A 6,148-nucleotide genomic window follows, 5' to 3' on the forward strand; every position below is an offset into this window, starting at 1 on the left:
AAGCCAAAGCTGGCTTGCAGTTTTTCATTCAGATTGGGGCTAAGGCTCATGCATTGGACTCTTATAATCGGCAGGCGAACGAATAACGGTCAGGCGAACGGGCCAGGGACCCAGCTCGACCCTGGCGCGCTAGTGCATATGATGGGTTTGGCCTTCTATTTCAGCCACCTGATAGCCATGCAGGGTCATGGTGCCCCGATAGCGGTATTCGCCGGTCGAGGTGAATTCAAAATAGTAGATCCGCTGTATGCGCAGCAAGCCGTGCCGATCGCGCGCAATCCAAAATTTGCGGATCACCAACGACTCATCGAGCAGCTGTAAGTTGTGCTCCTCGCAATAGAGTTTGACCTTACGCAGGGCAAAGGCTTTCACGCCCTGCCCTTGCCACCAAAAGGCCACCGCGGCAATGATCAGGCCGACCCAGAGTACGTCCGTTAACATCAGGTTCATAAGATTCCTAGGCGAGGTTCGCTTCGCCGTCCGTGACTTCGATTTCATTCAGCAGGTTAGCATAGACGCCCTGCTGGGCGATAAGCTGATCGTGATTGCCGCGTTCGACGATTTGCCCCTGATGCAGCACCAGAATCTGATCGGAGTCGCGAATGGTGCTGAGCCGGTGCGCAATGGCGATCACCGTCTTGGCTTTAAACAGCCGGCTGATCGCCTTCTGGATCAGGCTCTCGGTAACCGAATCGACCGAACTGGTGGCCTCATCGAGCATCATCACCTGACCACCCTGGGCGACGGCCCGGGCAAAGGAGATTAGTTGGGTCTGGCCGGCCGACAGATTGCCGCCGTTGCTGCTCAACTGCAAATCATAACCGCCCGGCTGGGCGCTGATGAAGTCGTCGGCATAAACATACTGGGCGGCCTGCTTGATTTGCTCCGGACCCACGCCTTCCTTGCCGAGGGCAATATTAAAGCCGATCGACTGTTCAAACAAAAACACATCCTGCTGCATCAGTGAAAACAGCGGCGTGACCTGGTCGGTGGGGATCTGCGCCAGTTCCAAGCCATTGAGCAGGATACTGCCGTCATAGTCCTGGTAGACCTTGGCAATCAGGCGCATCACCGTCGACTTACCCGACCCGGTGGTGCCCACCAGCGCCAACTGATTGCCCTGGCGCAAGCTAAAGGAGACATTATTAAGCACCAAGGGCCCACCCGGCTTATAGCGGAAGCTGACGTTCTTGAATTCGAGCGACTCAAAGCGTTGCAGCTTGTCGTGCACCTCGTCGATGCTGTACAAAACCCGGTCCTGTTCGGCCAAAGGCTCAATAAAGAGTTCTTCTATGTGATCAAAGGCGGCAAAGGAGCGCTGGATCGAGGCAATCTGCGAGGTAAAGTCGCGCAGCGGTACAAAGACCTTTTCCAGAGTGTTGATAAAGGCAATCAACACGCCTAGGGTCAAAGCGTCTTGCAGCACCTTGCCGGAGCCATACCAGATGATCAGGCCGATGGTGATGGAGGTCACACCGGTAATAATCGAGAACAGGGCCGCATCATAGGTATTGGTCTTCAACTGAGCATTCTTGAACTCGTCGGTGTAGCGCAAAAACTCCGCCTCCACCTGTTGCTCGGCCCGATACAGCTGCACGGTTTTCACGCCGAGCAGAGCTTCTTGCAAGAAACCGGTGCCCTTGGCCAGCGATGAGCGGGTAATCTGATACATGGCGCGCAGCCGCTTACGGACAAAGTTGGTCAGATACAGCACCGGTGGAAACACCAGCACCACCAGCAAGGTCAGCTGCCAGTCGATAAAGGCCATCATGATGATCAAGGCCACGGTATTGATCGAGTCCTTAACCAGCCCCAACATGCCGAGCACAAAGGATTCGCCAATCGCCTCTAGGTCGCCGGTCAGACGCGACAGAGTAACCCCGGTCGGCGTCTTATCGAAATAGCTGCGCGGCAGTTTTAAGATCCGGGCAAAGAGCGCGCTGCGCATATCGAACACGGCATTCTGACCCACCATGCGTAAATAGTAAGAGTAAAAGGCATCGGCGATATAATTCATAATCAGCACCAACACCAGCAGGCCAATCAGCTGATAGAGACCTTGATAGACGCCCACCGCCAGATGGTTATCGATCACCTTGATAATAAACCAGGGAAACAACAGGTTGGTGGCGATCGACAGTGGCAACATCGCCAAACCGATCGCGGCCGATTTCTTGTAGGCCGACGCGTAGTGGAAGAAGTGTTTCAGATAGCGTAAATCCAGTGCCTTGATCATGTCACGGCCTCCGTCTCATTCTGCTGCAGGTCCCAGGTGGCCTTATAGTAGGCCGAGCTGCGCAGTAAGCTTTGATGATCGCCGCGGGCAACAATGGCGCCGGCCTCCAGCACCAATATTTCGTCCATCTCCTCCAACGCGCTGATCCGATGCGAGACGATTAGCACCGACTGATGACTGATGCGATCCAGCAGACCGCCGAGAATCTTGCGCTCGGTGTCGTAATCCACCGCCGATAAGACGTTGTCCATGATAATCAGGTCACTCGGGCTGAGCAGCGCCCGAGCAATGCTCAAGCGTTGCTTCTGACCACCGGAGAGCATAATGCCCTTCTCACCGACCAGGGTCTGGTCGCCGTCCTGAAAGCGCGCTATGTCCTCGGCAAACTGGCTCAACTGGAGCACCTGATCAACCTCGGATTTGGCCAGATCGGTCGAGCCGAAGCGGACATTCTGTTCGATGGTATTGGAAAAGAGATAGGGCTCCTGGGTAATGGTGCGCACCAGGGCACGCCAATCTTGGCGGGCCAGCGTGGTGATGTCGCGCCCGTTCCAATGGATCATGCCCGGGGCCACATCGAGGTGATGGTTCAAACAATTGACCAGGGTGCTCTTGCCGGCGCCGATGCTGCCGAGAATGCCGACCTTCTTGCCCGGCGTCAGTTCAAAGCTGATGTCGTGCAGCACGGCGCTGTCGCCATCGGGATACTGATAGGCCAGATGGCTCACCGTCAGGGTACCCTGGCCCAGGGCGGTCAGATCGGCCGGCGTTTGCAAGGCCATATCTTGCTCGGGAATCGTACTATTGAGAATAGTCAGTACGCTGTCGATGCTGACCATACCCATCTGATAGACCGTCGCGATCCGGCCCAGATGCATTAACGGCAAGGCGAGCAAGACTGAATAGGATAGGAAGGCGGTAATTTCACCCAGGGTCAGATTCTGTTGCAGCAGGAAGTAGCCGCCCAAGCCCAGGATCAGCACCTTCATCAGGTTATTGGCGTAGTCCAGCACCGGCATAATAAAGGTCTGGATACGGGTAATCTGCATGGTGCAGGTTAACAGCCGTTGATTGACCTGTTCGATCTCGTTCAACACCCAGGTGTCCATCTGTTGGTTTTTAATCAGGTCGATACCCGACAGGTAGTTCATCAGCTGTTCCGACAGATCCTGCAGGCGGGTAAGACGTTCACCGTGCAGCGCGCGCATCTTGCGAAAGCCAATGCGAAAGACGACAAAGGCGAGCAGGATGGGAATTATCGAATAGAGCGTCAGGGCCGGTGAGATGCGCCACATCCAGATCGGCGTCAGCGACAGGGCAAAGATCACATTAAACAGTTGCAAGAAGCCGATGCCGTAAAACAGCCGAATGCCATTGAGGTCGTTATTGATAATGGAGATCAGTTTGCCGGAGCCAAAGCCCTTGTGAAAACTGTTGGGCAATCGATTGAGCTTATAAAACAGATCGTTTTTCAGCGCCGCCTCGGTGATCCGGCCCGGGTTCAAGGCATACATGCGCGACAGGATGCGAAATACCACCATCACCACCGACAAGCCCACCACCCACTCGACATAGCCAAACAGCTCTTGGCGGGACGCCTCGCTCTGGTCACCAAAGAGGTCAATCGCCTGCTGAATGTAACGCGGAATTTCCACCTGCAACCAGTTCACGATCAGAATGCAGAAGATGGCAAACAGATAGGCGTACTTATTGAGCAGCAGGTAATGCAGTATAAAACGGGATTTAGTCATTCTCGGTCTCGGGTTGAGTTTTGCAAGCTAAGGCATATCGGCTTTGACAGGCGTCGAGGATCAGTTCGCGCGGGTCGCCGAGGCGTTCCAGTTCGTCGAGCAGCCATTCGGGTAGGCGCACCGGTCGGGTCTTGACGCCCGGTTTGCGGCCACAGCCGGGCCGAGCGCCACCGCGTTTGCACCAGTCGGACTTATCATCGCACTCGGTTTTCATAACAGATTGGCTCGATCGGGATTGAATTTTGATTAGTGTACAGTTTTCAAATTGAAATGGTACCGCTTATTCAACAGCCGTTCGGTATTCGCCTTGGCCGCAGCTGTAATCGCATTGGTTGGGGTTTAGTTAATGAGCTGATGGGTCGATTTTTTTCACTTTGCTATTACCCTGACAACGTTTTGAACAGTACTTAACCTCAGGCCAATTTTTTGCCCATTTCTTGCGCCAGGTAAAGGGTCGCTGGCAGACCAGACAAACCTTAGTGGGTAAATGACTCTTGCTGTGCGCCATAACCGCTTACCTCACATGTCGATTTAGAATGCGCCGTGCTTCCTGCTTTACATCGGCTCGATCACGCCATGCCCATAACAGATCACTGGCCTGACGGTAGGTCACGGCCGCATCAATGATCGGCGCGGGGTAATCGGTACCCACACTATATTGGTACATTAGTTCTTCCATTGCCGTCATCGTCCAGGGTTCGAATAACAGTGGATTGGGTAGGCTGGCCAATTCAGGGCACCAAACACGAATGAACTCGCCGTCCGGATCGTGTTCTTGGGCCTGTTTTGTCGGGTTGTAAATACGAATGGTGTTGATACCGGTAACACCCGCTTGCATTTGAAATTGCGCATAATGGATGCCGGGCTCAAAGTCTAAAAATAGACCGCCAAGATGCTCAACCCCTCGGCGCCAATCAATCTGTAAGTGATGGCTTAAAAAGCTCACCAGCATGGCGCGCATTCTGAAATTTATATAGCCCGTTTTGATGAGACAACGCATGCAGGCATCGACTAAGGGATAACCCGTCTGCCCTTGCTGCCAGGCGATCAGGTCTGCATCTGAGCGGGCATCGGCACGGTAGGGGATGGTTTTGTAGCCGGCGTTTATATGCTCAAACTGCATATTAGCCTCGCTTTCGAATTTTTGAATAAAATGACAATGCCAATGCAAGCGTGACGCCAACGCGCTCAATGCTCGGCGCCAGCCCTTGCGCTCCAGATGCTGCAACAGTTGCTGATACATTTGGCGCAAGCTGATATTGCCCCACGCCAGATAAGGCGACATGCGCGAGCAGCTTAATTGGCTTTGCAACGGTTTGGAAATAAAGTACTGGTAGTCTTTTCCGCGCGCGTCAAAAAAATCAGCCAAGACCCGGGTTGCCTCACGAGCACCGCCCTGTTGCATGTCGGTATTGGCAACCTTCCAGGCGTTGGGCAATTGACGGGTGTCGAACTTAACTTGGACCACGTCGAGCTTGCCAGGCTGATTTTCAATCAGTTCGCCGGTCATCACGTCTTGCCAGAGTTTGCCCCATGCGGCACGGTTATGACACGGTCTAACGACGGCTGCGGTTTGCGTCTCACGCCAGTTGATGCCTTGCTCAGTGAGCCATTTGGCAACGGCCTTGTCGCGCGCGAATGTATTTGCCAGGCCGGTCTCTTGATAGGAGAAAATCGACTCTATTTGGTAGTGCTGGCTGACCTCACTGAGTGCCTCGATAACAGAATGATGGGCAACCGAAACCTTGCCCCGAATCGTTTTATTAATATCGATGAGTGACTCGGTGACAAAACGCCAATGGCGCTCGGTATAATGGCCATCTTGGAGTAGTAGTGGCTCGAAAACATACAACAACAAGGTCGGCAGACCGGCGTCTTCGGCGAGCTTTAACGGCGCATGATCGCTGACCCGCAAGTCACGCTTAAACCAAACCAGATTAATCCGCGGCCGGTTCACCACTTAGATTGGCCGGTTAACCGCGTCGACAATACCCAGTGGCACTGGGTATTGATTGCCTTTCCATAACTCAATGTCGCGAGCCTCAAGATCAAATACCGGAGCAGGAAGATAGGTCTTTACCGTGCTTGTCGGCATAACAATAAAATTAGTTTACTCAAATCGTCTCAGCGGTCTTGTCAGCGCACCGAGACTGTCGTCTAC

General features: G+C 53.8%; 6 protein-coding genes. All 6 read right to left on the bottom strand.

Annotation, left to right across the window (positions count from 1 at the left end; genetic code table 11):
* Positions 1 to 129: 129 nt before the first annotated feature.
* Positions 130 to 450: a DUF3301 domain-containing protein gene (locus AC4FIC_RS11315; RefSeq protein WP_100257284.1), complete on the bottom strand. Its 321-nt coding sequence runs from the start codon at positions 448 to 450 to the stop codon at positions 130 to 132.
* Between the two features lie 7 nt (positions 451 to 457).
* The gene (locus tag AC4FIC_RS11320; RefSeq protein ID WP_100257285.1) at positions 458 to 2,236 is read right to left on the bottom strand and encodes an ABC transporter ATP-binding protein; all 1,779 of its coding nucleotides are present in this window, start codon (positions 2,234 to 2,236) and stop codon (positions 458 to 460) included.
* Positions 2,233 to 3,987: an ABC transporter ATP-binding protein gene (locus AC4FIC_RS11325; protein WP_476194936.1), complete on the bottom strand. Its 1,755-nt coding sequence runs from the start codon at positions 3,985 to 3,987 to the stop codon at positions 2,233 to 2,235. The genes AC4FIC_RS11320 and AC4FIC_RS11325 overlap by 4 nt, the downstream gene beginning before the upstream one ends.
* Positions 3,980 to 4,201 (bottom strand): hypothetical protein, encoded by a 222-nt coding sequence (locus AC4FIC_RS11330; RefSeq protein WP_100257287.1) that lies wholly within the window; start codon positions 4,199 to 4,201, stop codon positions 3,980 to 3,982. Before AC4FIC_RS11330 ends, AC4FIC_RS11325 begins: the two co-directional genes overlap by 8 nt.
* A gap of 129 nt (positions 4,202 to 4,330) precedes the next feature.
* Entirely contained in the window at positions 4,331 to 4,495 is a 165-nt protein-coding gene (locus AC4FIC_RS11335) for a DUF2256 domain-containing protein (RefSeq protein ID WP_100257288.1), read from the bottom strand.
* 6 nt (positions 4,496 to 4,501) lie between these two features.
* Entirely contained in the window at positions 4,502 to 5,947 is a 1,446-nt protein-coding gene (locus AC4FIC_RS11340) for a cryptochrome/deoxyribodipyrimidine photo-lyase family protein (RefSeq protein WP_488084188.1), read from the bottom strand.
* Between the last annotated feature and the right edge of the window lie 201 nt (positions 5,948 to 6,148).

The sequence above is a fragment of the Reinekea sp. genome, assembly GCF_982785585.1.

Excerpts from the sequence above, each read along its gene's own strand:
- AC4FIC_RS11315 (WP_100257284.1), bottom strand. The coding sequence starts at position 450 with ATGAACCTGATGTTAACGGACGTACTCTGGGTCGGCCTGATCATTGCC.
- AC4FIC_RS11320 (WP_100257285.1), bottom strand. The coding sequence starts at position 2,236 with ATGATCAAGGCACTGGATTTACGCTATCTGAAACACTTCTTCCACTAC.
- AC4FIC_RS11325 (WP_476194936.1), bottom strand. The coding sequence starts at position 3,987 with ATGACTAAATCCCGTTTTATACTGCATTACCTGCTGCTCAATAAGTAC.
- AC4FIC_RS11330 (WP_100257287.1), bottom strand. The coding sequence starts at position 4,201 with ATGAAAACCGAGTGCGATGATAAGTCCGACTGGTGCAAACGCGGTGGC.
- AC4FIC_RS11335 (WP_100257288.1), bottom strand. The coding sequence starts at position 4,495 with ATGGCGCACAGCAAGAGTCATTTACCCACTAAGGTTTGTCTGGTCTGC.